Here is a 24,457-nt window from a genome sequence, read left to right as displayed (position 1 = left end):
GCGCGACGGCAGGTCAAATTCAGCCTGCCGATCTGGCCTCGGCCCCGTGCTTGCGGCCTTTCAGCCGGCTGACGAGATCGATGACGAAGACGAAGAAGACGGGCACGAAGAACACCGCAAGAACGGTTGCCGCGATCATCCCGCCGATGACGCCGGTGCCGATCGCGTTCTGGCTGGCCGCCGAAGGACCGGTCGCAATGGCCAGGGGAACCACGCCGAGGGTAAATGCCATCGATGTCATCAGGATCGGGCGGAACCGCAGGCGTGCCGCCTCGACTGCTGCCTCGATCAGGGTTCTGCCATCTTCGCGCAATTCCTTCGCGAATTCGACGATGAGGATGGCGTTCTTGGCAGAAAGCCCGATGATCGCGATCAGTCCGACCTTGAAGTAGATGTCGTTGGGCATGTCGCGCAGGATGACCGCAAGAACGCAGCCCAGAACCCCCAAAGGCACGACCAGCATCACCGAAAGCGGGATCGCCCAACTTTCGTAGAGGCCGGAAAGCAGCAGGAAAACAAACAGAACGCTCATTGCGAAGAGCAAAGTTGATTGCGAACCCGACTGGATTTCTTCAAGCGACTGTCCGGTCCATTCATAGCCGAAGCCCTGTGGCAGAGCCTGGGCCAGCTGCTCCATTTCGGCCATGGCGGCACCGGAACTGAAGCCCGGCGCGGCCGCCCCGGCGATGCGGATCGACGGATAGCCGTTATAGCCCACGACCTGCGACGCGCCCTGTTCCCATGTCACGCTGGCGAATGACGAAAAGGGCACCATGCCCCCGTTCGAGTTCCGGGCGGTCAGCTTCAGGATATCCTCTGCCTGCATGCGCGAGCCCTCTTCGGCTTGCAGCATCACTCGCTGCATCTTTCCCGAATTGGGGAAGTCGTTGACATAGGCCGAACCGAGATATTGCGAGATCGTCGCCGAGATGTCGGCGAAGGTCACGCCGAAGGCATTGGCCTTTTCCCGGTCGATGGTGACGAAGACCTGCGCCGCATCGGGCAACCCCTCGATCCTGAGGCCGGTGACGACCCCGCCCTTTTGTGCTTCGGCAATGATCTGCTGCGCTGCGGCCTTGAGCGCGTCTTGACCCTGCCCGCCGCGATCCTGCAGCCGGAAGCTGAAGCCCCCGGTCGTGCCGAAACCCGGAATGGGCGGAGGCGACAGCGCGAATGCCTGCGCATCCTTGTAGGTGAACATCTCCATGTTCGCGCCACCCGCGATCTGCTGGGCGGATTGCGTGCGTTCTGCCCAGTCCTTGAAGGTGACGAAGATCAGGCCGGCATTGGGCCCCTGCCCGGAAAAGCTGAAGCCCCGAATGGCCACCACATTCTCGACCGCGTCATTGCGCAGATACATGTCGGTGGCTTGTGCGAGCACCTCGTCGGTCCGGTTCGAACTGGCGGTCGGCGGGGTTTGCACATCGGTGATGATGAAGCCCTGGTCCTCGTTCGGCAGGAAGCTTGTCGGCAGGCGCATGAAGCCCATTGCCGTGGCACCCACGAGCACGAGGTAGAAAGCCATCATCACCAGACGCCTGCGCGTCACCAGCGTGACGCTGGCGGCGTAGCGATTGGTCAGGCGGTCGAAATTGCGGTTGAACCAGCCAAAGAAGCCCTTGCGTTCGTGATGCCCGGTCACCGGCTTCAGGAAACTCGCGCAAAGCGCGGGCGTCAGGGTCAGCGCAAGGAAGGCCGAGAACAGGATGGCGACAACCATCGTCAGCGCGAACTGGCGGTAGATGATCCCCGACGAGCCGGGAAAGAAGGCCATTGGTATGAACACTGCCGCCAGGACCAGCGTGATCCCGATGATCGCGCCCGAAATCTGGCCCATCGCCTTTTTTGTTGCTTCGCGCGGGGGCAAGCCTTCGGTTGCCATGATCCTTTCGACGTTCTCGATCACGACGATGGCGTCATCGACCAGGATGCCGATCGCCAGCACCATTGCGAACATCGTCAGCACGTTGATCGAGAAACCTGCGACCAGCATCACCGCGATCGTTCCCATCAGGGCGATGGGCACGACGATGGTCGGGATGATCGTGTAGCGGAAGTTCTGCAGAAACAGGAACATCACGACGAAAACCAGTGCGACGGCCTCGACGAGCGTGTGCAGCACCTTTTCGATTGATGCTTCGACGAAAGGGGTCGTGTCATAGGGGATCGCGTAGCTGATCCCTTCCGGGAAGAAGCTGGAAAGTTCCTCCATCTTCTGATGCACGGCTTCGGACGTGTTCAACGCGTTGCCTGTCGTCGAAAGCTGGATACCGATGGCGGCGGCAGGCTTGCCGTTGATGCGCGAAGCGAAGCTGTAGGTCTCGGCACCAACCTCGATCCGGGCCACATCGCGCAGAAGCACGCGTGAGCCGTCCTCGTTGGCGCGCAGCACGATCTGACCAAACTCTTCGGGATCGTCGAGCTGGCCCTTCATCAGAACCGTCGCTGTCAATTGCTGGGCCACGGGGTTCGGGTCCGCCCCGACCTTGCCCGCCGCGACCTGCGCATTCTGCGCCCTGATCGCCGCGACGACTTCGGCAGTCGACAGATTCAGGCCAGTCATCTTGTCGGGATCGATCCAGATCCGCAGCGCGCGTTCCGGCGCGAAGACCTGCGCCCGGCCCACGCCCTCGATCCGGCGGATTTCGCCCGCGACGTTGCGGTTGATATAGTCGCCTAGCGCGATGTCGTCGAAGGACCCGTCCTCCGAGGTCAGCGCGACCATCATCAGAAAGCCCGAGCCGGCTTCTTCCACCAGCACGCCCTGATCTACCACGCTTTGCGGCAGCAGTGGCTCGACCCGTGCGACGGCGTTCTGGACGTCGACCTGCGCGCGGGCAATGTCCGATCCGGGTTCGAATGTCGCGGTGATCGACATCGCGCCGGAACTGTCCGAAACGGATTCGTAATAGACAAGACCTTCGACACCGTTCAGCTCATCCTCGATGGGCTGGGCGACCGACTGGTTGATCTCGCCCGGCGACGCGCCGGTGTAGGACGTCGAAATGGTGATCTGCGGCCATGCGACCTGCGGATATTGGGCGACCGGAATCGAAGGCAGCGAAATCAGGCCAGCGATCACGATGAATATAGAGATCACCCAGGCCAGAACTGGCCTGTTGATGAAGAACTGCGCCATGATTTGATTATCCCTGCTTTTCCGACCCGGCGACAGGTTCGGCCTGTGCTGCCTCGGCCTTCTCGCCGTCACGGCCTTCGACCGGCTCGGGAACGACCTTGGCATCGGGGTAAAGCTTCTGTGCGCCCGCGACGACAACGCGGTCACCTGCCTTCAGCCCGTCCTCGACCAGCCAGCGACTTTCAGTCGTCTGCCCCAGTCGGACATTGCGGCGTTCGACCGTGTCGGCATCCTTCAGGACATAGACATAGGCCTGCCCGTTCTGGTCGCGCTGCACCGCCATCTGGGGAATGGTCAGCGCGCTTTCACGAACCGCCTGTTCGATCCGGGCGCGGACATAGAGGCCCGGCAGCAGGTCTCCGTCGGGATTGGGAAACTCGGCCCGCAGGGTGATCTGACCCGTCGAGCTGTCGACGCTGGCTTCCGAGAAAAGCAGCTTGCCGGAATGGGCGTATTCGCTGCCATCGTCGAAGATCAACTGGACGCTCGCATCATCCGAGGTTGCCATCATCAGCTCGCCCGCATCCCGCGCCCGCCGAAGGGCGAAGAGTTCGGAGGAGGACTGCGTCACGTCGACATAGACGGGGTCAAGTTGCTGGATCGTCGCCATGACGTCGGTCTGGGCATTGACCAGCGCGCCTTCAGTCACGAGAGCGCGGCCGACCACACCCGAAATCGGAGCGGTCACATCGGTATAGCCCAGATTGAGCTGGGCTTCCTGCAGCGCGGCTTGGGCAATGGCGACATCGGCTTCGGCCTGGGCCATGGCTGTCGTCGCATTCTCAAGATCGACCCCGGCTGTCACCTTTCGTTCGCGCAGGGCCTCGGCCCGCTTCAGCTGGTCGGTGGCGTTCTGGCGCGTCGCCTCGGCGCGGGCAAGGGTCGCTTGGGCGCTGGCCACGCGGACGGCGTAGGATGCCGGGTCAATCTTGTAGAGGACGTCGCCCTCCTTGATGATGCTGCCCTGTTCGAACACACGGCTCAGCACGATGCCACCCACGCGCGGCCTTACTTCGGCAGTGCGGGTTGCGGCGACCCGGCCGGGCAGTTCGTTCACGATCGGCAGCGGTTCGGGCTGCAGCGTCTGGACACTGACGATGGCGGGAGGAAGCTGTTGCTGGGCGAAGACCGGCGTCGCAAGCAACGCAAATCCCGCCATCAGGCAGGCGGACCTGCCAGGCATTCTTGTCAAAAGCATGGTTCTGACCTTCGGATCAGGAGGGAGGGGAGGGGAGAAAAAATTCAGTCTTGAGGCTGGTTAGCGCCTTTGTCGCTTTCCGCAATGGCCATGAGTTCGTCGAGAATCTCATTGCGGGTTTTCTGGTCGAAACGATGAAGATCGTAATATTCAAGAAAGGCCATGCCGTGCAGCGTCAGCAGCGTCCGCAGCATCCTGTGCGGCTCGGCAGCCTCTTCGCGGACACGCTCGGCATCGAAGGACATCTGTTCGCGCATGATCTGGCGGCACTCGGCATTCGCCCCCATGCCCACGCTGATCAGCAGCGCCGTGGCCACGTCTTCATCCGTGGGTGCAGTTCTGAATTCCTCGATCAAGGCCCGCAGATAACCATTCGGCTGGCCTTCGAAGAGCACATGCTTCGCTTCGAAGCTTTCCTGATGCTTGGCCAGCTTCTGTCGGGTGAAGGCGGCAAGAAGTCCCGCCTTGCTTTCGCAATCATAAACGACGCTGGACTTGCTGACGCCGGCCTCCTTGGCCACCGCATCAATGCTCAGCCCCCCGATCCCGTCACGGCGGGCGACGGTTTCGACAGCCTGCATCAGCTCGTCGCGGTTGATCGTGCGCTTGCGTCCCATCTTGCCGGTCCGTTTTTCAATACGATCGTTCGTAAATAAATCACAGCGACGCGTCAAGCCAGCAGAATTTGGTCGAAGCGTCATTGCGCCGGCGGCATTGCCCCCCGTCATTCTATCAGCCAGACTGTAACGCTTCAAAAGGTGAAGGAAGACGCGAGTTGGCTGACTGGTTGACAGAAAGAGCTCCGATCAGTCGGAAGAATGCGGCCGAGGTTGTCTTCGAGGATCTGCGCGGCGCGATCCTTGGAGGACGGGTGGCGGTCGGCACGCGACTGCCTTCGGAAACCCGGCTGGCGGAAGCCTATGGGGTCAGCCGGCCCATCATCCGCGAAGCCATGCGTTCGCTGCAGACACTTGGTCTGACACGTAGCCGCAGCGGCAGCGGCAGCTACGTCATTTCCACGATCCAACGCGCCGAACTGGCATATGGCGGACTTTCAGCGCGCGATCTGGTCGAAGCCCGCCCCCATGTCGAAGTGCCCTCTGCCGGATGGGCGGCGCTCCGCCGCAGTGACGGCCAGCTGGCCCGGCTGGTCGAACTTTGCGACCTGATGGAAAAGGAAACGGATTCGCTGACCTGGGTGCGGCACGATTCCGATTTTCACTGCCTGATCGCCGAGGCGTCGCAGAATGCGCTTTTCGCGCGGGTCGTACTGGAATCGCGCGAAGCGCTTATGCAGCAATCCGAGCTGGTGAATATCATGGCCGATCGGCGCATCGCCTCAAATCGTGAGCACCGCCTGATCGCCGAGGCAATCGCGCTTGGCAGTGAGACGCAGGCCGCCGATGCGATGCGCCGACATCTGGGCGAGGTTGAGCGCGCGATGACCTGGATTTCTTCCTCGGCAAATCGCGGCGATCCTGCCTAGTTCAGAAGTCGGCGGAGTTCGGCCTGCAACTGAAAAAGGTGGGGCAGGAAGCGGTCGCGCAATTCTTCGATCGTCGCATGGGCTGCAGGCAGTCCGATATTGACGGCTGCGACCACCCTGCCCCTCGCGTTCAAAAGCGGTACTGCGATCGAGCGCAGGCCCATCTCGACCTCTTGGTCGATGGTCGCGAAACCGTCGCGGCGCACCAGATCCAGCCTTGCGCGGATCTGATGGCCCTCGGTCAATGTATGGATCGTGCGCGCCGGAAATGGCGCATGGGAAAGAAGCCCGGCCAGCTCCGGCTCGGGTAATGCGGCCAGCATCACCCGTCCCATCGACGTGCAGTAGGCCGGCAGCCGCGAGCCGGGCATCAGCGCAATGGACATCACACGGCGTTGCGCGGCGCGCGCGACATAGACAATTTCATTGCCGTCGAGCACCGAGACCGACGAACTCTCGCCGATCTCCTCGGACAGGCGGTCGAGGTTGGGCTGGACGATCTGCGGCAGCGGCATGGTCGCAAGGCAGGCCGTGCCCAGCCGCAGGATGCGCGGCGTCAGGGTGAAGAACTTGCCATCGTAATCCGCATAGCCCCCCTGCGCGAGCGTCAGCAGGCAGCGCCGCGCCGTCGCCCGGTCCAATCCCGATGCCGCCGAGACCTCGGCGATGGATTGGCGCGGGCGCTCGGCGGTGAAGGTCTCGATCACCGCAAGACCCTTGGCGAGGCCGCCCATGATGTCGCGTTCATTGATGGTCATGCGGCCTCGTGTGCGATATGTCAACAAATGCACTATATCGCACAAACGCCATGGACGGAAGCGCGGCCTTTTGTGTAGGCCGAGGCAGCAAAGATGCGGCCGGTCCGCACAGGAGGAAGAATGGACAAGACGCTTCCCGATCTTGCCGCCGCCGTGGCGGGGATCGAAGACGGAATGACGGTGATGATCGGCGGCTTCGGCGGCTCGGGTGCGCCGATCGAGCTGATCCACGCCCTGATCGACCGCTATCTCGCGACCGGCCACCCGAAGAACCTGACCGTGGTGAACAACAACGCGGGCAATGGCCATGTCGGCCTCGCCGCGCTGATCGAGCAGGGCATGGTCGCGAAGCTGATCTGCTCCTTCCCGCGCTCGGCCGATCCGCGCGTCTTCACCGAGCTTTACCTTGCCGGCAAGATCGAGTTGGAACTGGTGCCGCAGGGCACTCTGGCCGAACGCATCCGGGCGGGCGGCGCGGGCATCCCGGCCTTCTACACGCCGACGAGCTATGGCACCGACCTCGCGAAGGGCAAGCCCGTCGAGGAATTCGAGGGGCGGCCCTATGTGCAGGAACGCTGGCTCAAGGCCGATTACGCCCTGGTCAAGGCCGATACGGGCGACACCCTAGGCAACCTGACCTACCGCATGGCCGCGCGGAATTTCGGCCCGCTGATGTGCATGGCCGCCGCCACCGCCATCGTGCAGGTCAGCCGCATCGTCGCGCCCGGCACCATCGACCCCGAGACCGTCGTCACCCCCGGCATCTTCGTCCAGGGCCTCGTCGAGGTCGCGAACCCGGCGCAGGAAGAAGACCTGAACCGCGCCAATGCCGTCTATCCGGAGCCCGTGGCATGACCAAGCTTTCCTCGACCCAGATCGCCTGGCGCGCCGCGCAGGACATTGCCGACGGCGCCTATGTGAACCTCGGCATCGGCTTCCCCGAGATGGTCGCGAAATTCCAGCCCCCCGGTCGTCAGGCGATCTTTCATACCGAGAACGGCATCCTCGGCTTTGGCGAGGCCCCTGCCCCCGGCACCGAGGACTGGGACCTGATCAATGCCGGCAAGAAGGCCGTGACGATCAAGCCCGGCACCGCCTTCTTCCACCATGCCGACAGCTTCGCCATGGTGCGCGGCGGCCATCTCGATGTCGCGATCCTTGGCGCCTATGAGGTGGCCGAGAATGGCGACCTCGCGAACTGGTCCACCGGTCCCAAGGGCGTCCCGGCGGTCGGCGGCGCGATGGATCTGGTGCATGGCGCGAAGCGCGTCGCGGTCATCACCGATCACGTCACCAAGGACGGCAAGCCGAAGCTGGTCAAGGCCTGCTCGCTGCCGCTGACCGGCGTCGGTTGCGTGACGCGGGTCTATACCTCGCTCGCCGTGGTGGACATTCAGGACGGCCATTTCGTCCTGCGCGAGAAGCTCGCGTCGATGTCCTTCGACGAATTGCAATCCCTGACGGGCGCCACGCTGCATCTGGACGGCGATGTGGTCGACCTGATCGTGCCGGAGCTTTGAGATGACCGAAGTCTATATCTGCGACTATATCCGCACCCCGATCGGCCGTTTCGGCGGCGCGCTGGCCCCGGTGCGGGCCGATGACCTGGGCGCGATCCCGCTGCGCGCGCTGATGGAGCGCAATGCAGGCGTTGATTGGGCCGCCGTCGATGACGTGATCTATGGCTGCGCCAACCAGGCCGGCGAGGACAACCGCAACGTCGCCCGCATGTCGGCCCTGCTCGCGGGCCTGCCGATCGAGGTCTCGGGCACGACGATCAACCGCCTCTGCGGCTCGGGCATGGATGCGATTATCGCCGCTGCCCGCGCCATCAAGGCGGGCGAGGCCGAGCTGATGATCGCGGGCGGCGTCGAATCCATGTCCCGCGCGCCCTTCGTCATGCCCAAGGCCGAGACGGCGTTTTCGCGCCATGCCGAAATCCACGACACGACCATCGGCTGGCGCTTCGTCAACCCGCTGATGAAGAAGCAATATGGCGTCGATTCCATGCCCCAGACCGGGCAGAACGTCGCCGATGATTTCGGCATCTCGCGCGAGGACCAGGACGCCATGGCGCTGGCCTCGCAGGCCAAGGCCGCCGAGGCGCAGGCCAATGGGCGTCTCGCCCGCGAGATCACGCCGGTCACCATTCCGCAGCGCAAGGGCGAGCCGCTAATCGTGGACCGCGACGAGCACCCGCGCCAAACCTCGGTCGAGGCCCTAGCCAAGCTGAAGCCGCTTTTCGAAGGTGGCTCGGTCACCGCCGGGAATGCCTCGGGCGTCAATGACGGGGCGGCGGCGCTGATCCTCGCGAGCGAGGCGGCGGCGAAGAAATACGGCCTGACGCCCATCGCCCGCGTGCTCGGCGGCGCGACGGCGGGGGTGCCTCCGCGCATCATGGGGATCGGCCCCGCGCCGGCCTCGCAGAATCTGATGGCGCGGCTGGGCATGAACCAGGCCGATTTCGACGTGATCGAGCTGAACGAGGCCTTTGCCGCCCAGGGCCTCGCCACCCTGCGCCAGCTCGGCATCGCCGATGACGATCCGCGCGTGAACCGCAATGGCGGCGCGATCGCGCTGGGGCATCCTCTGGGCATGTCCGGCGCGCGCATCACCGGGACCGCCGCACTGGAACTTCAGCTCAGCGGTGGAAAGCGATCACTGTCCACGATGTGTATTGGCGTCGGTCAGGGGATCGCGATCGCGCTTGAACGGGTCTGACCCCTTCGCGGTCTTTCGGATACTCCTTTACCCCTTGCACCAAGATCCTGCCGCTGCCTCCCAAAGGCCGCGGCATTTTTTCTTGCCCCCGTCCAGGTTCTCGTAATAACACGCCCAAGCTGTAAGACAGCTTTACAAATTTGCGACGCGCCGACGGAAGCTTCGCCTGAGGTGGAGGCCCGTCGAGGATGGAAGGGAGAGCACGATGTCGGGAGAGGGTCGGAATGCCATGTCACCGGGACCACATGTCTATGCCGATGAGGAAGCGGGTTTTCAAAAGGCCCTGAAGCCTCGTCAGATCCAGATGATCGCGATCGGCGGCGCGATCGGGACGGGGCTGTTCCTTGGAGCAGGTGGCAGGCTGGCGACCGCGGGGCCTTCGCTTGTCCTGGTCTATGCGCTTTGCGGTTTCTTTGCTTTCCTCGTCTTGCGCGCACTGGGCGAGCTGATCATGCACCGACCAAGCTCCGGCTCGTTTGTTTCCTATGCGAGGGAGTTCTATGGTGAAAAGCTCGCCTTTGTCGCAGGTTGGATGTATTGGCTGAACTGGGCGATGACCTCGGTCGCGGACGTGACCGCAGTCGCGCTCTACATGAACTTCTTCAAAGCCTACGTCCCGTGGCTTGGGGGCATTGACCAATGGGTCTTCGCGCTGGTCGCGCTGATCGTCGTCCTGGCGATGAACATGCTTTCGGTGAAGGTCTTCGGCGAATTGGAGTTCTGGTTCAGCCTGATCAAGGTTTTGTCGCTGCTGACTTTCCTGTGCGTGGGCATCTGGTTCGTCATCACCGGAACCCCGGTCGACGGGCATACGCCGGGAATTCAGCTGCTTTCAGACGGGGGCGGGCTTTTCCCCCATGGCGTGCTGCCGGCACTCCTGGTCATCCAGGGGGTCGTCTTCGCCTATGCCTCGGTCGAACTGATCGGCACCGCTGCAGGTGAGACCGAGGATGCGCGCAAGGTCATGCCCCGCGCGATCCGGACCGTGGTGTTCCGGCTGGTCGTCTTCTATGTGGGATCGGTCATGCTCCTGTCGCTGTTGCTGCCCTATGACGCGTTCAAGGCCGGCGAGAGCCCCTTTGTCACCTTCTTCGGCGCAATCGGGGTCGAGGGCGCGGATATCATCATGAACCTCGTGGTTCTGACGGCGGTGCTTTCTTCGCTGAATGCCGGGCTTTACTCGACAGGGCGCATTCTGCATTCCATGGCGGTTTCGGGATCGGCACCTGCGGTACTGGCCCGAATGAATAGCCAAGGCGTTCCCTATATGGGCATCGCCGTCACGGCGATCGTCACCGTGATGGGGGTCATCCTGAACGGACTGGTTCCTGATGCCGCTTTCGAAATCGCCATGAACCTGGCCGCGCTGGGGATCATTACCGCATGGGGCGTGATCATCCTGTGCCAGCTCAAGCTTTGGCATCTGGCGCGTCAGGGTCGGATGCAGCGTCCCGAATTCCGCATGTTTGGCGCACCAGTGACGGGCGTCGCCACTCTGGCCTTTCTTGCGGGCGTCATCGTCCTGATGGCCTTTGACTATCCGATTGGCACGTGGACGGTTGCCTCGCTAATCGTCATAGTGCCTGCGCTGGTCATCGGCTGGCATATGTCGCGCGATCGCATTCTTGCCGAGGTACGCGCCCACGAAGAAACGGAGTTCAGAGTTTGACAAGTCCGCAAAAGCTGCCCCTCGTCGCCGTCATAGCGACGGGCGGGACCATTGCCAGCCGCAAGGATGCAAGGGGTGCCGCCCGCCCCAACCTGACCGGTCAGGACTTGCTGGACCTGTTGCCGCCACTTTCTGTCAGACTTCGCGCGGTCGAGATTCTCGCCAAGGATTCCTCCAGCCTGACCCTTTCCGACATGCAGCAGATCAGCGACGCGGTTGGTCAGCAACTGGCCGATCCGGCGGTTTGCGGCGTCGTTGTCCTGCATGGCACTGATGCGATGGAGGAAACCTCGCTGCTGGTTCACCTGCAGCACGGCAAAGGAAAGCCGGTGATTTTCACCGGAGCGCAATTCTCGGCGGATAATCCGAAGTCCGACGGTCCCGAAAACCTCGCGGCGGCGATCGGTACGGCACTTCAGGGCAAGGGCGTGCGTCTGGTCTTCGGTGAGCGTGAGCTTCCGGCCTGGGGGCTTTACAAGGCCGTATCGGACCGGGTCGATGCGTTCCGCCTAGCGGGATCGGGTGTGCCGCCGATGAGTGAGCTGCCTCGTCCCGTCTCGGACCTGCGGATTGACATCGTGGCACTTTATCCCGGCGCGGATGCCCTGCATCTGGATGCCAGCCGCATTGCTGGCGCACAGGGCATCGTCCTTGCGGCGTTGGGGTCGGGCAATACGACCCCAGCGGTCGTTGCCGGGGTCGCGCGCGCGATTGCCGACGATATTCCTGTGATCGTCAGCAGCCGGGTTCCCGAAGGTGAGCTTGCCCCCGTCTATGGCGGCGGCGGTGGCGGGCATGATCTTCGTGACGCGGGTGCAATCCATTCCCGCCTGCTTCGCCCGGGTCAGGCGCGAATTCTTCTTGCGGCACTTCTGGCAAACGGCGCCGACAGGGAAACGATTGCCCAAGCCTTTGCCTGAGCGAAGAACAGACCAAAGGGCGGCGCTGCCTTTCGCCGCTCCGCCCTTTCGTTGATTATGTCATTCCAAGCCGAAAATCCGGGTAATCGGCTCATCTGCCGCCAGTCGCGAGATCCAGCGTGCCTCAAGGGACAGTTTCGTTTCGGCCGGTTCGATCAGGTCGGTCAGATGCGCCGGTCTCAGCGCCGCGAGCCCGTCATCATCGCCGATGATCAGATCACCGGGCGCGATGGTGCAGCCCCCGATCCGCACGGCGGCGTTCACTTCCCCCTGCGAGGCACCGACCGGCCCCCGCGGATTGATATGGCGGGAATAGACAGACAGTCCCGCCATTCCAGCAAGCGCGCCCGTATCGCGGACCGCCCCGTCGCAGACAATGCCCGCGACACCGAGACGGTGCAGATGCCCGCCCAGCACGTCACCGATCATTGCCCATCCCGGTTCACCGCCCGCATCGATCACCAGAACGTCGCCTTCCCGGATCGTGGCAATCGCGTGCAGGACTGACCCGAAGTCCGGAGGTGAGCAGCGGGCCGTCACGACGCGGCCGAAAAGACTGGGCTGGCGGCCGGGAGGAAGCAGGGGACGCAGCGCGATATCGATCTGGCATTCCGATGCGAGATCGACAATGACCGGGACCGGAATACGGCGCCAGCGCGCCAGCAGCTCGGGGTCAATCGGGTCGGTTTGCGGGGTGTTGATCGTCACGCTCATCTGGCTGGCTCCTTGGAAATTTCGCACAGGCATGACCGGATGCACCTGGCGGTTAGAACGGGGCTGAGACTGTCCTCTAATTCCGCCGGAATGAAGAAGAGAACACGTGGGGGAAACGCACTGTGACACAAAGGCCATGAACGTCAGATCGCATGTTCCTGCGCCTCCATCCAGTCGATCACGCTGCGGAGATAGGCGCGGGCGTCTTGGGAAAGCCGGGCAATTCCCAGCATGCGGGCAAGCTCCGCTTCGCGATCCTGGGCGTGTTGGATCTCGTCCATGCGCAGTTCGGCAAGCGATGCAATCTCGGCGCGCGAGATCTCGCGAAGGATGCGACCGTTCATCCCGCGGAAGGGCAGGCGTTCGACGATCCGCCCTTTTGACCAGAGAAAGCGAACGCCATTCTCTTCCGTCGCGTCAAGAAAGCGGTGCGTTTCGGCAACACGGGCCTGGATGCGCGCGCCGGTTCGCTGCCAGCCATGTTCCTGCGCGATCCTTCGCGCCAGCGCGGCTTCTGTCATCGGGCCTGAACCTGCCACGATGCTTTCGACCAGCCAGAGCAGTTTCGGGAAGTAATCAGGCTCGAAAAACTGTTCCGGATCGGGCGCGGTGTCCTCAACTGCCCCATGCGAGGCGGCAAAGCGTTCGGGACTGGGGTCAGACATATCCGATGCCGCGAACGGCTCTGCCTCGATAGTAAGGACGGGTTCGGACGCCTCGCGGATCAGGCAATCCGACGAGTTCGCGGCGCTATCGTTCCCTTGGGCAACTTTATCGCGGACACGGCGGGCGCGATCTTCATCCAGCACTTCCCGCAGCGCGCTATCCACTCGCTGCGCGGTTTCCGTGGGATGGCGGAACCAGTCTGTTGACCAGATCCGCAGGATCTTCCATCCCAAACCTTCCAGAACGGACTGGCGGATGCGGTCCCGGTCGCGCGCGGTCGCCGCACTGTGATATGCCGCCCCGTCGCATTCGATCCCAGCAAGCCAGGCGCCCGCATGGTCTGGATGGCGTACGGCTAGGTCGATCCGAAAGCCCGAAACGCCAATCTGGCAATGAACGTCCCACCCCCTTAGCGCAAGCGCATCGCGCACTGCGGCTTCGAAGGGGGACTCGACGCCCCCAAGCGACCCCTCGTCCTGCGCAGCGAGCGCGACCGCGCCACGCGCCGCATAGTCAAGGAATGCCTTCAGATCGCGGACGCCACGCGCGCGGGCCCGGCCGAGATCGATCTGATCCGCGGTGATCGAGCTGAAGACATGCAATTCGGCCCTGGCGCGCGTGATCGCCACGTTCAGACGCTTTTCGCCGCCGTCATTGTTCAGGGCACCGAAGCTCATGGCGATCTTGCCGGCCAGGTCCGGGCCGAAGGTGATCGAGAACAGCATCACGTCCCGTTCGTCGCCCTGGATATTTTCCAGGTTCTTGACGATGAGAGGTTCTTCGCGATCATCCGAAAAGAACCATTCGAATTCTGGTTCCGCCTTCAGCTCGGCGTCGAGGAGGTCCAGGATCAACCCCTGCTGCTGGCTGTTGAAGGTGATCACGCCCAAGGTGGGGCGATCATCCTCGGGCAGTCGCAACCAGTCGGCCAGCCGCTTGCGGATCATCGCGACAATGGCACGGGCCTCTTCCGGATTGGTCCGACCTTGTCCTCTTTGATAGACGCCCGTGACCTTGTGCAGCCGGACCGCTTGACCGGACGCATCCGGAGACGGAAAGGTCACGAGCCGTCCATCGTAATAGTTGTGGTTCGAAAACGCGATCAGCGCCTCGTCACGGCTGCGGTAATGCCAGTTCAGCCGATGGGTGGGAATGCCCGCCGCGCCGACCTCGTCGAGGATCGATGGCATGTCCCTTTCGAACTCGGCGATCTCGCTTGCCTCTTCCTCCGATGCCTCGCTGCGGCCAAAGAAATTCGTCGGGGGAAGCTGCTTCGGGTCACCGACGATAATCGCCTGTCGCCCCCTTGCAACCGCACCGATCGCGTCCCAGGTCGAAATCTGCGACGCCTCGTCGAAGATGACGACGTCGAATTGTGCCTGTCCGGGGGGAAGATACTGCGCGACCGACAGCGGTGACATCAGGACGCATGGCGCAAGCCTTGAAAAGGTCGTCGGCATTTCCCCGATGAGATTGCGGATCGTCGCGGTCGGACGCTGCAGGCCCAATTGATGCCGCAGCACCCCCAGTTCCGAGCGGCGGGGCACGCTGTCTCGCGCGGGGAGATCATTTCCGAGCCTGCGGATCACCTCGGCCGAGGCGAGATCGGTCATGGCCTGGTCAAGTTCCCGGAACCGCCGGATCAAGGCATCATGTTCCCAATGGGCGAAACCGCGCAGAACCGGTGAGGCGTCGATGGCGAGTTTGAGCCACCAGGCCATATAGGCTCGCTCGAAGGCCGGCCCCGTTTCGTCAGGGCAGTCACCCCTGACAACCGCTGCCACAATGGGCCCCAATCCGGCCTCTTCAGCCTCACGGCGGATGCGGAGCCATTTGAGCCAATCGGCGAAACGTGGTCGCAGCGCGTCGATCTCTCCTAGAAGAACGACCAGATCCTTCGGACTCGCCGGAACGCGCCCCCCAGCCTCCGAGAAGCGCAAGAGCGCATTCGCGACCTCGCAATTCGCTTTGTCGAGACTTTGCAAGAGCGGGGCGAACCTGCCCCCATTCGCCGCACTGAGTTCGCTGCGGACGGGACCAAGTCGCTCGGAGGGGAAGCCTCCGGCGGCAAGATCGGCTTCCAGGGCGAGATAAGTCTCGGCTTCGTCCAGCGCCGCGTTCATGGCTGCAAGATCGGTGGTTTCGCCAGAGAAGTCCGTCAGAACGGACAGGGGCGACGCCTTTATCGCCGCTGCCAAAGGAATGATCCGGCGCAGGGCGGCGATGTCGGTCGCCGGGTCGGCACCACCGCTGCTGGCATAAGTCTGCAGAAGCTTGCGCATCTTCGCCTGCGCCATCACGCTCAGCGGCCAGAACTTCGTCTGCGCATCGCGCCACTGCAACTCCAGCGCATCGAGGGGAATCTGGGCGATTATTTCATCGGAATATTGCCCCTTGAGGCCCCGCCTTGCGGATTGGCATTCCGAAAGCTGTTGCGCGAATTCCCGTGCCGCTTCGCGCAGGCAGGTGAAATCGTTCAACGCCGCCTGCTCTACGCCGGGTCGGTTCAGTCGCGAGGCAGGCAGGCCGTCAAGCATCCGCGATCCTTGGGGGAATCCTTCATACCCAAGCGCCTGCGCGAGGGCGTCGCGCGCGTCGGCCTGCTGTGTCAGGGCTGCCCGCAAGTCTTGAGCGGCAGAAAGGAATCCGTCCTGCCATCCAAAGGACCATTCCTGCGCCTCGAGCACCGAAAGCGGCCCTTTCGGATCAAGATCGGCCACGATCGCATATCTTTGGCCCAGATCGCGGGCAAGATCGCACAGCCGCTGCCAGCTTTCCACGTCGTGGCAATCCTTGCCCGAAAAGCTCAAGCGGATCGGATCAGAGCCGCCGACGGCCCTGCCGATCGCCTGAAAGACGCTGAACCCCTGCGTTCCTGGCTGATGCAGGGCCGTGACATACGCGTTGAGCTGATCGCGGCTCAGCTCCAGATCCGCGGTGACCCGGACCCAGTCGCTGCCGTCACGGCCGCTTGCCCGGTCCCAGGCCCGGCCAAGCTGCTGAAGCACCGCCTTGCGATCGGCCTTGTTCGAATGAAGTTCCAGCACCGCCGAGCCAAGACCTTGCCTTTCCAGACGACGCTGCACCACATCAAGCGCGGCCGCTTTCTCGGCCACGAAAAGGACAGTTCGGCCCCGACCAATCTGGTCGGCGATGATATTCGTGATGGTCTGGCTCTTGCCGGTGCCGGGCGGGCCGATCAGCACGAAATCCCTTCCCTCGGCCGCAGCGACGACGGCCGCAAGCTGCGAGCTGTCGGCGGGCATCGGGGCCAACAGGTCTCCGGGAGCGTGGTGGCGGTCTATATCCGATGGCTGCGGCATGGCCGTCGCGGCGCCAGAGAAAATTTCGCTTGGACTGTCCAGAAGATGGCGCACAAGCGCACTTTCTCGCAGGCTGTCCGCCCGATCCACCAGGTCCTTCCACATCAAATATTTGGAGAAAGAAAAAGTCGATATCGCACATTCCTCGACAAATTCGAACCCGGGAACATCGCGGACACGCTGGCGAACGATCTCGAAGATCCGCGGCAGGTCCAAGCCGCTTTCGTCCCGTGGCAACTCTCCTTCGAGTTCGGGAATGGGCAATTCGAAATCGCGCTTCAACATTTCCAGCAGGGTGGCATTGACGCGGATCTCGTCCTCGATCTGACCCAACCGGAACTCGGACTGGGCAGAGCGCCGTTCCAGCCGCGCCGGCATGAGGATCAGCGGAGCGCGGTAATGCCGGCTGTCGCTGTCGCTGCGCTTCCAGCGCAGGAACCCGGCGGCCAGGAAGAGCGTGTTCGTTCCACCTTCCTGAACATCGCTGCGCGCCTTGCGATAAAGCTCGGTCAGGCGCGATGTCATGTCATCCGCGGTCAGGGGAATCGCGATCTGCCCTCTCAGCAAGGCATCGCTCGCCAGCTCCGACTCGATTCCGCGGGCCTCGTCGGCGGAAAGGTCGCGGCCAGAAAGGCCGTTTTCATCCTTGAGCGCAAGCAGGCGGAATTGCTTGCCGCGCGCCAGCTGATCTTCGAGCGCGGCGAGGTCGGGGCAGAGCATCGGAATGCTCAGCCGGGTCTCTCGGAAGTTCAGCAGCTTGTTGGCGAGCGACAGGTCCAGCAGCTTGCGCTGCCAGCGTTCGATCCGGCCAAGCGCGGTGGTCGGGGCATTCTCGGCCAGTTCTCCGGGCAATAGCCTCAGATCCAGGGGACGGGGCAATGCTGCGGGACTATGCGCCTCGGGCTCGGCTTCCATGTCGGAATGCGGCCGATGGCTGGCCATTGGCCGAATTCGAGCGGCGCGGGCGCGGCTGATATCCACCGCGCGCAGGAAATCGGTTTCCCAAATTTCGGACAGCCGGTCGCGCCCGGCAAGCACGGCCTCTTCGAAACCAACGCTAGGGCGCTTTGTCAGCAGGGTCGTCTCGATCGGCAGGAACTCGCGCGAAACTGCCGCTTTGCGCACGGCGACGACATCGGGCTCGATCAAGTGACCGAAATCCTTCCTGACCAGCCAGACCCCCATCCAGGCATGGCCCTGCGAAAACAGGATCGCCGTGTTCAGGCCGGCTGCCTCATATGCGGCGGCCAGCAGAAGAGAACTGTCCAGACAGGTCGACAGCCCCTCGGAAACGATCCGCTCGGGGTCGCGGATTTTCTGTCCCTGACGCTCGAAGGACGCCGGAGGCACGGCATAGCTCAGCCCCAAACCAGTGGCGGCCGACCAGATCGCGCCTGCGATCATCCAGACGCGGCGCGGGTCATCAGCCTGATATCCCTCGATCCCGGCGGCCTGGCCCGAGGCTTCCAGAAGCTGCGACGCTTCCTTGAGCAGACGGGCCACCTGAGCATGGTTCGGCGAGACGAAGGCGGCAAGGATGCTCTCCATCTCTGCCAGCCCTCCCCATTCGTCACGAGCGAGCAGTTCGATCCCTACGCTTGCCTCGTGGATCGTCGCCTCTTCGACAGTCAGACGGAAATGCAGCTGACCCAGCTCGGCCTCGTCCAGCCCCCCGAGGATCGCGGTATCAAGGGTGGTGTCCAAATCGGTCAGGACGATTTCCCCGCCCGGCGCGACACTGTCCAGGCGCCAGCTTTTCTCACGCAGGAAGGGCGGAGTTGCGCTGAGATGCAGTGTCACATCCCGAACAGCTGCCTTGCCGTGGTTTGCGACACGCAGGCCCCTCAGCACCGATACGCCATTTTGCGACGACGCAAAATTGATCTTGCTCCGGATTTCGGCGGTCAGTCCGAGACGGGGCAGATGCTCGTCGGTCGATGGGATTTCATATGCGGGAATAGGCGTTAAGTAGTCTTGCATCAAACTGGATCGGTCGTCACTTGAATATGTTGGCCGGGAATATCGCGTGAGATGAGCTTTCACAAACAGATGTTCGCGCCATGTTCCGTTTGCCCGAGACTGCACATTCGAGCTGTCTCAGGCAAGGGTATTGATTCAAGTTACGAAATTTCGCGCCGATGCCGATGTTGGGGGCACAATGTTGCCCGCATGTCTTAACCGCTGACAAAGCGCCTGGCGCAGGCTAGCTCAGCCGCTCGATGGCCATAGCCGTTGCCTCTCCGCCCCCGATGCAGAGAGCGGCGACACCCCGCCGCAGATCATGGCTTTCCAAAGCTGAAAGCAGGGTGACGAGGATGCGCGCCCCCGAGGCGCCGATTGGGTGCCCCAATGCACAAGCGCCGCCATGTATATTCACGATGTCGTGGGGCAGATCCAGATCGCGCATCGCGGCCATGGCAACGACGGCAAATGCCTCATTTACTTCGAAAAGATTTATGTCTTTCTTGGAAAGTCCTGTTTTATCTAGCAGCTTTGTCATCGCCCCTATGGGCGCCGTCGGGAATAGGCTGGGCTTGTCGGCATGGCTCGCGTGGCCAAGGATGCGGGCGCGAGGGGTAAGACCGCGCTGTTCGGCCTCCGATTGCCGCATGAGAACCAGGGCGGCGGCACCATCCGAGATGGAGGACGAATTGGCAGCGGTGACCGTGCCGCCGTCGCGGAAAGCTGGCTTCAGCTTGGGGATCTTGTCGATCCGAGCCTTGCCGGGTTGTTCGTCGACTGAAGCCAGAACCTCGCCGGTCCGGGATTTCACTGTTACAGGCGCGATTTCTGCCTTGAAGCGCCCGGTTTCGATCGCTGTCTGCGCGCGGTTCAGCGAGGAAATCGCGAAGTCGTCCTGCGCCTCGCGCGTGAACTGATAGGCCTCGGCGCAATCCTCGGCGAAAGTGCCCATCAACCTCCCCTTGTCATAGGCATCCTCGAGCCCATCGAGGAACATGTGATCCAGCACCTGCCCGTGGCCCATCCGGTAGCCCGCGCGCGCCTTTGGCAACAGGTAGGGCGCGTCCGACATGCTTTCCATTCCGCCCGCAATGATCACATCGGCAGAGCCCGCGATCAGAAGATCATGGGCCAGCATCGCGGCCTTCATTCCAGAACCGCACATCTTGTTGACGGTGGTGGCCCCTGCCCCCAGCGGCAATCCCGCGCCAAGCGCTGCCTGACGTGCGGGGGCCTGCCCTTGGCCTGCGGGCAGCACGCAGCCCATGATGATTTCCTGAATCGCCTCGGGTCCTAACCCGGCCCGCGAGACGGCCGCGCGAATTGCCGTCGCACCAAGCGCGGCGGCACCGACCCCGGCGAAATCGCCTTGAAAGCCCCCCATCGGAGTGCGCGCTGCACCCACGATCACGATCGGATCATCGTTCATGTCCCTCTCCCTCACTTCGGCGCCATGCGCAGCGCGCCATCCAGCCGGATGACCTCACCGTTCAGCATCTGGTTTTCGGCAATGTGCCGAACGAGAGCCGCATATTCCTCGGGGCGGCCCAGTCGAGACGGGAAAGGCACCGTGCCGCCAAGGCTGTCCTGCACGTCTTGCGGCAGTCCCGACATCATCGGCGTGGCAAAGATCCCCGGCGCGATGGTCACGACCCGGATGCCATGTCGCGCCAACTCGCGCGCGGCGGGCAGCGTCATGGCGGCCACCCCTCCCTTCGACGCGGCATAGGCGGCCTGCCCGATCTGGCCGTCAAACGCCGCGACCGACGCCGTGTTCACGATCACGCCGCGCTCACCCCCTTCACCGGGCTCATTGCCGGTCATCGCATTCGCGGCAAGACGCAGCAGGTTGAACGTACCGATGAGGTTGATCTGGATGGCACGCGAAAAGCTATCCAGGCCATGCGGCCCATCCCGGCCGACAATCCTTTCACCCGGCGCGATCCCTGCGCAGTTGACGGCGATGTCGATCCGGCCAAAGGCGTCTATGCCCGCCTTGAGCGCCGCTTCGGACTCGGGGCCGCTGGTCACATCCGTCTTCACAAACAGGCTGTCCTCTCCCAACTCGTCCGCCATGGCTGATCCGGCCGCGGCGTTGATATCAAGCAGGATCGCTTTCGCGCCCGCTGAAATGGCCATGCGCGCCACGCCAGCCCCCAGGCCCGAGCCCGCCCCCGTAATCAGGAACACACGGTCTTCAATCCGCAAACCAATCCTCCTCCTCCGCTACCCGCCCGGCCTGTCGGAAAAGGCCGCGCGATCCTCAGCGGCAAGACTAGCGGCTGGGAAACTCCTGACAACGTCAAAGACACCCTGGTGGCATGGTCGCTTCCCCCGCGCTGCCGCGACCTTGCGTCACGGTGATTGGGGGTGCGGATTCATGACCCCGAGATAGGCGCTTCATGCGTCTGCATCTTTCGCGCGACGCATCTGTGGATTATGGAGCGCGTGATCTCGGTTGAAGCGGCGCTCGATCCGTCTCGCCGAATGGATGCAAAAGGTGAGCGTTCCGAAAATGCAGTCCGGGCCGACCCAGACCGAGGTTGACCTCGCCCGCCCCGCGCTGTGGCGGCAGTTTCTCCCGTATATCGTGGCAATCCTGCTGTTCGGCGGGGGGCTCTACGCGTTGAACCGGTTGCTCGCGCCCGTCAATATTCGCGAGGTCGCCGAGCAGATCCGATCGACGCCCTGGCATGTCACGGGCATGGCGATCCTGACGACGATCGCGGGATACCTTTTCCTGGCAGGCTATGACTGGTCGGCCTTGCGCCATATTCGCAAGCCCCTGCCCCTGCCCGTCGCCATGACCGGCGGACTGATGGCCTATGCCTTCGGCAATACGATCGGGCTTTCGGCGATTTCCGGTGGCGCGGTCCGGTGGCGGGTCTATTCGGGACTGGGACTGGATGGATACGACATCGCGGCGATATCAACATTCACCGCAGCCTCATTCGGCATATCTGCATCTCTTATCGGCTTTTCGGCGCTTGCCATGCATCCCGGGGCGCTGGGTCCAATCCTTCCGTTGCCGGAACCCACGATCAGGCTTCTTTCTATCGCGGCGATCTGCGCGGTGGTGCTGCCCCTGCTGTGGGCGGCGGTGACCCGTCGCGAACTGCGGATCGGCCGGTTTTGCCTGCATGCGCCATCGCTGCCGGTGCTGGGAACGCAACTGCTGATCTGTCTTGGCGACGTCGCCTTTTCTGCGCTGACGCTTTATGTGCTCTTGCCGGATGCCGGAATGAGCTTTCCGACATTCCTTGCGGTCTTCGCCGCCGCGACAATGGCAGGCGTGCTCAGCCATGTGCCGGGCGGTGTCGGGGTGTTCGAAAGCGTTATCATCGCCGCGATGCCAAGCGATGTGCCCATCGACAACGTGGCCGCCGCACTGCTGCTCTACCGGCTGATCTATTACCTGCTTCCATTCGCCGTCGCCTTGATGCTGCTCGCGCTCTACGAGGGATGGCGCCTGTTTGGCAGTCGCCGGCCAAGAACGGCATTCGGTCGCGGGCTTGCCTCGATCGAGCCTGCCATGCGCGCGGTTTCGCCACTTGCTCCGCTGCTGCTTGCGGTCATGGTGTTCGGGTCGGGCTTGTGGATGAGTGTGTCGGCCCTGTTGCCCCCGATGACGGAAGCCGCCGAACTCGCGGAATCTCTCTTTCCCCTTGCCTTCGTCGAGGGATCGATCCTGTTAACCAGCGCGCTTGGCGCGGGGCTGATCGTATTGTCCCTGGGCGTCGTGCGACGCAGTCTGGGCGCCTTCTGGCTGACAGTCATCGCCATGCTCACCGGGGCCGGTTTCGCGATCATCGAAGGGGTCGAGCCGGGACAATCGGCCGCGCTGATCATCGGTGTGATGATCCTGATGCCGTTCCGCCGCGCCTTTCATCGCCGCTCGCTCTTGACTCATTCGGCCCTGACGCCGGGATGGATCGCGTTGATGGTGGCAGCGATCGCGGGTTTCGGCTTCGTGCTGTTCTTCGCGCATAAGGAAACCCCGTATTCGAACGAGCTGTGGTGGCAGTTCGCCACCGACGAGCGGGCACCAAGGGCCCTGCGTTCAGCGCTGCTCGCGGGGCTCATGGTCGGATTGGGTGCGCTGTTCTTGCTGCTGCGCATCCCGAGGTTCAGGCCCGAGGCGCCAGATGCCCGGACGTTGGAAACCGCCGGGCGCATCGCAATGCGGGGGCTGAACCCGGATGCAGGCTTCGCGCTGACAGGCGACAAGGCGATCATGCTTTCGGACGATCAGCAGGCCTTCCTGATGTTCGGAGTTGCCGGGTCGTCTTGGATCGCCTTTGGGCCGCCTGTCGGCGAAGAGGAATCCTGCGAAGAGGTCGCCTACAGCTTCGTCGACGCGGCCCGCCGTTCCGGCGCGCGACCCATTTTCTATGAGGTGGGCCCAGACGACGTGCCCCTGATGCTTGATCTGGGCATGACGCTGCACAAGATGGGCGAAGAGGCCGTCGTGGATCTGCGCAGATTCTCGCTCAGCGGTCCCGAACGTAAGCGGCTGCGCACGAGCTACGCGCGCGCCGGGCGAGACGGGCTGGCACTTGAAATCGTCATGCCTCCGCATGACCCTGCCCTGATCACCGAATTGCGGATGATTTCGGATGAATGGCTCGAGTCCAAGAAATCGCGCGAGAAAGGCTTCTCGGTCGGTCGTTTCGAACCCGAGTGGCTGGACCGCTGGGCGCTTGCGCTGGTACGCCACAACGGAAAGGTCGTGGCCTTCGGGAATATCATGACGACCGACAGGCACGAGGTTGCCTCGATCGATCTGATGCGGCACCGCGCGAACACGCCGAGCGGGACAATGGAGTTCATGTTCACGGCGCTGATGCTGGCGCTGAAGGAACGCGGATATCCGGCGTTCTCGCTTGGCATGGCACCGCTTGCCGGGCTTGATCCGAACCGGTCGCGTCGGGTCTGGGACCGGTTCGGCGCGCTGATCTTCCGCCATGGCGGAAGTTTCTACAAGTTCGAAGGACTTCGCGCCTTCAAGGACAAGTTCGATCCCGACTGGACGCCGCATTATCTTGCAACGCCGACTTCCCTGCCGCCGCTTCTTCCTCTGGCGGATGCCGCCCGATTGATCGCCCGCCAGCCCGGAGCGGGCAGCGCGGTCCGCGAACTGGCGTGAACGGCAAGCCAGCGCGTCGTGAGATCACCCGAATGAAAAGGGGCGCCCGAGGCGCCCCTTTCGATCAGCCCTTGGCCCGTTCGACATAAGTCAGGTCGGCCGTATTGATCACCACCTTGGTGCCGACGCCGATATGGGGCGGGACCATGATCCGCACGCCATTATGTGCCATGGCGGGCTTGTAGCTGGACGAAGCGGTCTGGCCCTTGACGACTGGCTCGGTCTCGACGACTTCGACCGTGACCTTCTGCGGCAGTTCGATGGCAATGGCGACGCCGTTATGGACCTGCAGGAAGACGCTGATGCCATCCTCGAGGAAGACCTTGTCGTCGCCCACAACGTCGGGAGAGACGGTGACCTGCTCGTAGCTTTCCGGCTCCATGAAGTGGAAGCCTTCGCCATCCTCATAGAGGAAGTTGTAGGCCCGCTCGTCGACATGGGCGCGCTCGACCTGCTCGGTGGTCTTCCACCGCTCCGACACCTTGTTGCCGTCCGAGATGCGGCGCAGATCGACCTGGGTGGTCGGAGTGCCCTTGCCGGGGTGGAAGTTTGTCGCCGTCAGGACGACATGAAGGCGACCGTCGATCTCGACGACATTGCCTTTGCGGAGGCTTGAAGCGATGACTTTCAAGGCTGGTTCCTAGCGTGCTTTTCAAATACCGGAAGGCCGGCTATGCGAAACCGGCGAAGATGGGGTCCCATATCGCTTTCCGCCGGGCATTGCCAGTCGCAAGCGGCGCTTCCCGGCCAAGATG

Annotated in this window: 16 protein-coding genes; 7 read left to right on the top strand and 9 right to left on the bottom strand. The window is 63.1% G+C overall.

Annotated elements, in window-relative coordinates:
• Window positions 1–19: 19 nt before the first annotated feature.
• The 3 genes from RGQ15_RS15890 to RGQ15_RS15880 form a co-directional block, all read right to left on the bottom strand.
• Window positions 20–3,139, bottom strand: a complete 3,120-nt coding sequence (locus tag RGQ15_RS15890) for an efflux RND transporter permease subunit (RefSeq protein WP_311161558.1) — start codon at window positions 3,137–3,139, stop codon at window positions 20–22.
• A gap of 7 nt (window positions 3,140–3,146) precedes the next feature.
• Window positions 3,147–4,298: an efflux RND transporter periplasmic adaptor subunit gene (locus RGQ15_RS15885; RefSeq protein WP_311161557.1), complete on the bottom strand. Its 1,152-nt coding sequence runs from the start codon at window positions 4,296–4,298 to the stop codon at window positions 3,147–3,149.
• A gap of 83 nt (window positions 4,299–4,381) precedes the next feature.
• Window positions 4,382–4,954, bottom strand: a complete 573-nt coding sequence (locus tag RGQ15_RS15880) for a TetR/AcrR family transcriptional regulator (protein WP_311161556.1) — start codon at window positions 4,952–4,954, stop codon at window positions 4,382–4,384.
• Between the two features lie 158 nt (window positions 4,955–5,112).
• Here RGQ15_RS15880 and RGQ15_RS15875 point away from each other — a divergent pair, with 158 nt between their 5' ends.
• The gene (locus tag RGQ15_RS15875) at window positions 5,113–5,823 is read left to right on the top strand and encodes a FadR/GntR family transcriptional regulator (RefSeq protein WP_311161555.1); all 711 of its coding nucleotides are present in this window, start codon (window positions 5,113–5,115) and stop codon (window positions 5,821–5,823) included.
• Here the strand turns inward: RGQ15_RS15875 and RGQ15_RS15870 are convergent.
• On the bottom strand, window positions 5,820–6,581 hold the full coding sequence (locus RGQ15_RS15870; protein ID WP_311161553.1) for an IclR family transcriptional regulator: 762 nt from the start codon (window positions 6,579–6,581) through the stop codon (window positions 5,820–5,822). The two genes, RGQ15_RS15875 and RGQ15_RS15870, sit on opposite strands and share 4 nt — an antisense overlap.
• Window positions 6,582–6,701: 120 nt before the next feature.
• Here RGQ15_RS15870 and RGQ15_RS15865 point away from each other — a divergent pair, with 120 nt between their 5' ends.
• From RGQ15_RS15865 to RGQ15_RS15845, 5 genes are all read left to right on the top strand, one after another.
• Entirely contained in the window at window positions 6,702–7,436 is a 735-nt protein-coding gene (locus RGQ15_RS15865) for a 3-oxoacid CoA-transferase subunit A (RefSeq protein WP_311161552.1), read from the top strand.
• A complete protein-coding gene (locus RGQ15_RS15860) occupies window positions 7,433–8,101 on the top strand; it encodes a 3-oxoacid CoA-transferase subunit B (protein ID WP_311161551.1) in 669 nt (222 codons plus the stop codon). Before RGQ15_RS15865 ends, RGQ15_RS15860 begins: the two co-directional genes overlap by 4 nt.
• Window position 8,102: 1 nt before the next feature.
• Window positions 8,103–9,302 carry a 3-oxoadipyl-CoA thiolase gene (gene pcaF / locus RGQ15_RS15855; RefSeq protein ID WP_311161549.1) on the top strand — a complete coding sequence of 400 codons (1,200 nt, stop codon included), beginning with the start codon at window positions 8,103–8,105 and terminating at the stop codon, window positions 9,300–9,302.
• A 205-nt stretch (window positions 9,303–9,507) separates the two neighbouring features.
• Window positions 9,508–10,971 (top strand): amino acid permease, encoded by a 1,464-nt coding sequence (locus tag RGQ15_RS15850; RefSeq protein ID WP_311161547.1) that lies wholly within the window; start codon window positions 9,508–9,510, stop codon window positions 10,969–10,971.
• Window positions 10,968–11,891, top strand: a complete 924-nt coding sequence (locus tag RGQ15_RS15845) for an asparaginase (RefSeq protein ID WP_311161546.1) — start codon at window positions 10,968–10,970, stop codon at window positions 11,889–11,891. Before RGQ15_RS15850 ends, RGQ15_RS15845 begins: the two co-directional genes overlap by 4 nt.
• Window positions 11,892–11,951: 60 nt before the next feature.
• On the opposite strand, the gene RGQ15_RS15840 is transcribed toward RGQ15_RS15845, so the two are convergent.
• The 4 genes from RGQ15_RS15840 to RGQ15_RS15825 all read right to left on the bottom strand — a co-directional run bounded on the left by RGQ15_RS15840 (window position 11,952) and on the right by RGQ15_RS15825 (window position 20,764).
• On the bottom strand, window positions 11,952–12,605 hold the full coding sequence (locus RGQ15_RS15840; RefSeq protein WP_311161545.1) for an RraA family protein: 654 nt from the start codon (window positions 12,603–12,605) through the stop codon (window positions 11,952–11,954).
• Window positions 12,606–12,748: 143 nt separating this feature from the next.
• Window positions 12,749–18,574 (bottom strand): DUF3320 domain-containing protein, encoded by a 5,826-nt coding sequence (locus RGQ15_RS15835; RefSeq protein ID WP_311161544.1) that lies wholly within the window; start codon window positions 18,572–18,574, stop codon window positions 12,749–12,751.
• Window positions 18,575–18,797: 223 nt separating this feature from the next.
• Window positions 18,798–19,985 carry an acetyl-CoA C-acyltransferase gene (locus RGQ15_RS15830; protein ID WP_311161542.1) on the bottom strand — a complete coding sequence of 396 codons (1,188 nt, stop codon included), beginning with the start codon at window positions 19,983–19,985 and terminating at the stop codon, window positions 18,798–18,800.
• An 11-nt stretch (window positions 19,986–19,996) separates the two neighbouring features.
• Window positions 19,997–20,764, bottom strand: coding sequence for a 3-hydroxyacyl-CoA dehydrogenase (locus RGQ15_RS15825; protein ID WP_311161540.1), 768 nt, complete (start codon window positions 20,762–20,764; stop codon window positions 19,997–19,999).
• A 292-nt stretch (window positions 20,765–21,056) separates the two neighbouring features.
• On the opposite strand from RGQ15_RS15825, the gene mprF reads away from it, so the two are divergent.
• The gene (mprF, locus tag RGQ15_RS15820; protein ID WP_311161539.1) at window positions 21,057–23,702 is read left to right on the top strand and encodes a bifunctional lysylphosphatidylglycerol flippase/synthetase MprF; all 2,646 of its coding nucleotides are present in this window, start codon (window positions 21,057–21,059) and stop codon (window positions 23,700–23,702) included.
• Between the two features lie 64 nt (window positions 23,703–23,766).
• On the opposite strand, the gene efp is transcribed toward mprF, so the two are convergent.
• Entirely contained in the window at window positions 23,767–24,333 is a 567-nt protein-coding gene (efp, locus tag RGQ15_RS15815) for an elongation factor P (protein ID WP_311161538.1), read from the bottom strand.
• Window positions 24,334–24,457: the final 124 nt, after the last annotated feature.

It is taken from the genome of Paracoccus sp. MBLB3053 (genome assembly GCF_031822435.1).
GTDB classification, from domain to species: domain Bacteria; phylum Pseudomonadota; class Alphaproteobacteria; order Rhodobacterales; family Rhodobacteraceae; genus Paracoccus; species Paracoccus aurantius.
Note: the sequence above shows the minus strand (reverse complement) of the source record. Positions and strands in the feature narration are given on the sequence as shown.